The 3,438-nt window shown below is 62.3% G+C and carries 3 protein-coding genes; all 3 read right to left on the bottom strand.

Going from position 1 to position 3,438, the window contains the following annotated elements; translation table 11 throughout:
* Nucleotides 1-1,419, bottom strand: a 1,419-nt coding sequence (locus VIW95_RS04310) for a dihydrolipoamide acetyltransferase family protein (protein ID WP_331584184.1), incomplete at its 3' end; no start/stop codon positions are given.
* A 20-nt stretch (nt 1,420-1,439) separates the two neighbouring features.
* Nucleotides 1,440-2,414, bottom strand: a complete 975-nt coding sequence (locus VIW95_RS04305; RefSeq protein WP_331584183.1) for an alpha-ketoacid dehydrogenase subunit beta — start codon at nt 2,412-2,414, stop codon at nt 1,440-1,442.
* 3 nt (nt 2,415-2,417) lie between these two features.
* On the bottom strand, nt 2,418-3,431 hold the full coding sequence (gene pdhA, locus VIW95_RS04300) for a pyruvate dehydrogenase (acetyl-transferring) E1 component subunit alpha (protein ID WP_349259288.1): 1,014 nt from the start codon (nt 3,429-3,431) through the stop codon (nt 2,418-2,420).
* Nucleotides 3,432-3,438 lie beyond the last annotated feature (7 nt).

The following is a 3,438-nucleotide window of genomic DNA, read 5'->3' as shown; positions in this document are numbered from 1 at the left end:
GCGGCCGGCGACGACGCCGTCAACGATGCGATGGTCGAACGAGCCCGTCATCATCATCGTCTTGCCGACTGCGAGTTGGCCGTTGCGCACGACCGGGCGATCCTTGATTGCGCTCACCGCGAGGATCGCGGCTTGCGGCGGCACGATAACGGCGGCGAAGTGCTCGATGCCGAGCATACCCATGTTCGAGATCGAGAACGTCGCGCCGGAGAGTTCATCGGACGTGAAACCGCCGCGGCTCGACTTCGCGACGAGTCGATGCGCCGCGCGCGAAATCTCCAGCAGCGACAATTGCTCGCATCCGTGAATCACCGGCAGAATCAGACCGTCCTCGACCGCGACCGCCACTCCGATGTTGATGTTGGGATGGATGACGATGCCTTCGTCCTCGTAGCTCGCGTTGATCCGCGGGTAGCGGCCGAGTGCGAGCGCGCAGGCCTTTACGATGATGTCGTTGTAGGTGATCGCCTCCTCGAACATCTCGGTTGCTTCGAGCGAGTCCTTCAAGCGCACCGCGTCTTCCATCGCGACTTCGACGGTGACGTAAAAGTGCGGGATCTCGCGCTTCGACTGGGCCATCCGCTTGGCGATGGTCTTGCGCATCGCGGACAGTTCCTCGCGCGAGCCGGGCGCGCCCTCGCGCGGCGACACGAGGCGGCGGAACTTGAACAGCTGCTGCTCGCGGATGAAGTTGTCGATATCGCGCTTGGTCACTCGCCCATCAGGACCGGTGCCTCGCACGTGAGTGATATCGACGCCGGCTTCCTCGGCGGCGCGCCGCGCCAGTGGAGAGGCGCGCAGCTTGTGGCCATCGCCCGTGTCGGCATCAGCCGCGGGGGCGAGTGGCTCGGGATGCGGCGGGGGAGCCGCGATCGCAGTCGGCGCGGCACTCGGATTCGCCGACATCGCTGGATGCACGTGCAAATCACCGGCGGAGCCGTCGGTCACGACGGCGGAGGGCGCGATAGGCTTCTTCGCACCGTCTTTCTTCTCGGTGGCTTTCGGCTTGATCGCGATTGGTTTGGGCATCTCCGAGGTCGCAGCTGCTTCTGTGCCTGGGTCTTCCATCGACGAAGTCGGAGCGGGCTGGTCGGACTTCGGCTGCGATTTGGATTCAGTTTTGGGTTGCTTCGCCGCGGGCTTGGCGTCGGATTTCGTTTCTGGTTTGGATTCCTTCGCGCCTGTAGATTTCATTGTCGCTATTACCGCGCCAACCGGCGCGCTCTCGCCTTCCTTCAATTGAATCTGATCGAGCACACCCTCGTCGAACGATTCGAGCACCATGTCGGCCTTGTCGGTCTCGACTTCGGCAATCGCCTCGCCGCGCGCGATTTTGTCGCCCGGTCGCTTGAGCCAGCGGAGGATCTTGCCTTCCTCCATCGTGTCCGAGAGCTTGGGCATCGTGATTTCGTTGCTCATGATTTCCGGCCCCAGGAGCGTCAGGTCAATTGCTCCGCCGCTTTCACGATGTCTCCGGCGCTCGGCAACGACGCGTGCTCGAGATGCTTGTTGTACGGCATCGGAGAATCGAGCGCGGCTACGCGGACGACCGGCGCGTCCAGCGAATCGAAGGCGGCCTCGTGAATCTGCGCGGCAATCTCGGCGCCTGCGCCGCCGGTGCGCCATCCTTCGTAGGCGACGATTGCGCGCCCGGTCTTCTTGACGGATGCGACGACGGTCGCCATGTCGAGCGGGTTAAGCGTCCGCAAATCGACTATCTCGGCATCGATGCCCGAGTTCTCGAGTACTTCGGCCGCCCCGATCGCGTCATATACGCATTTCGAGTAAGTGACTATAGTCACATCCTTACCCTCGCGAATTATATTTGCCTTCCCGAACGGCACCATGAACTCGGGATCCTCGGGGACTTCACCCTTGACGCCGTATAGTGACTCGTGTTCGAGGAATATCACGGGATCGATCTGCCGAATCGCGGTTTTCAGCAGTCCTTTGGCGTCGGCCGGTGTCGCCGGAATGACCACGCGCAGCCCGGGGCAGTGCAGGAAATACGCTTCGAGGCTCTGGCTGTGCTGTGCGCCCAGCTGATGGCCTCCGCCCTGCGGCGCGCGAATGACTATAGGTACATTGGCTTTGCCGCCGAACATGAAATGTATTTTGGCAGCGCTATTGACTATTTGATCGATAGCCAGAAGCGCAAAGTTAATAGTCATCAGTTCGACTACCGGCCTGAGCCCGCCCATCGCGGCGCCAACGCCTGCGCCGACAATAGTCAGTTCTGAAATGGGAGTGTCGCGGACTCGCTTCTCGCCGTAAACCGCGAGCAGGCCGTCGGTAACCTTGAATGCGCCGCCGAAGTAGCCGACTTCCTCGCCCATGATGAAGACCCGCTCGTCGCGATCGAGTTCCTCACGCAGCGCCTGGTTCAACGCTTCGCGGTAAGTGATCTGTGCCATCGCCTACTTGTCTTCCGACGCGTAAACGCCCTTGCCGAGCTCATCCATCGAGGGCTCGGGGCTTTCGTCGGCGAACTTGACCGCGTCGTCTATCGTTGCGGCGACTTCGTTTTCGACTTCGGTAAGCTTCGATTCGGTGGCGCGCTTCTCGGTCAGCAGCCGACGGCGCAGATTCTTGATCGGGTCGCGCTCCTGCCAGATTCTTTCTTCGCGCTTGCTGCGATACTCGGCCGGATCGGACATCGAATGCCCGCGGAAGCGGTATGTGACGGCCTCGATCAACGACGGCCCGTCACCGGCGCGCGCGCGCGCAACCGCCTCCATCGTCGCGCCGTAAACGTCGAGCACGTCCATCCCGTCCACGCGCACGCCCGGCATCTTGTACGGCTCGGCGAAGCGGTAGAGTTCCTCCTGGCTAATCGCATTCTGGACCAGCGTGCCCATCCCGTAAAAATTGTTCTCACAAATGAAAACCAGCGGCAGCTTCCACAGCGACGCCATGTTGAGAGTTTCGTGGAAGGCGCCTTGCGGCAGTGCGCCGTCGCCGAAGAAGCAGCAGACCACTTCGGGGCCCTCGTTGTAGCTGACCGCGAGCGCGAGGCCGCATGCGATCGGCAATCCACCGCCGACGATCGCGTAGCCGCCCATGAAGCGCAGGTCCTGGTCGAACAGATGCATCGAGCCGCCGCGGCCGTGCGAGATGCCGGTCGCCTTGCCGAACAGCTCGGCCATCACGACGCGCGGCTCGGCGCCCTTGGCGAGGCAATGGCCGTGCTCGCGATAGGTCGAGACGACGTAGTCCTTGTCGTACAGCGCGTAAATCGAGCCGACTGCCACGGCCTCCTCGCCGGCGTAGAGATGACAGAAGCCGGTGATTTTCCCGCGGCTGTACATCTCGGCGGTCTTCTCTTCGAAGCGGCGGATGAGCGTCATGCGGCGATAGAGGTCGAGCAGTTGGCTCTCGTGGAGAGTCAGCAGTGCGTGCTGAGCAGCGTGCTTGTCGCGTTCGAGCGCCATAGTGATC

Source organism: Binatus sp. (SeqCode) (assembly GCF_036522015.1).
Taxonomy (GTDB): Bacteria; Desulfobacterota; Binatia; order Binatales; family Binataceae; genus Binatus.
The sequence above is the reverse complement of the archived record's forward strand: the minus strand, read 5'-3'. Positions and strand labels throughout refer to the sequence as shown.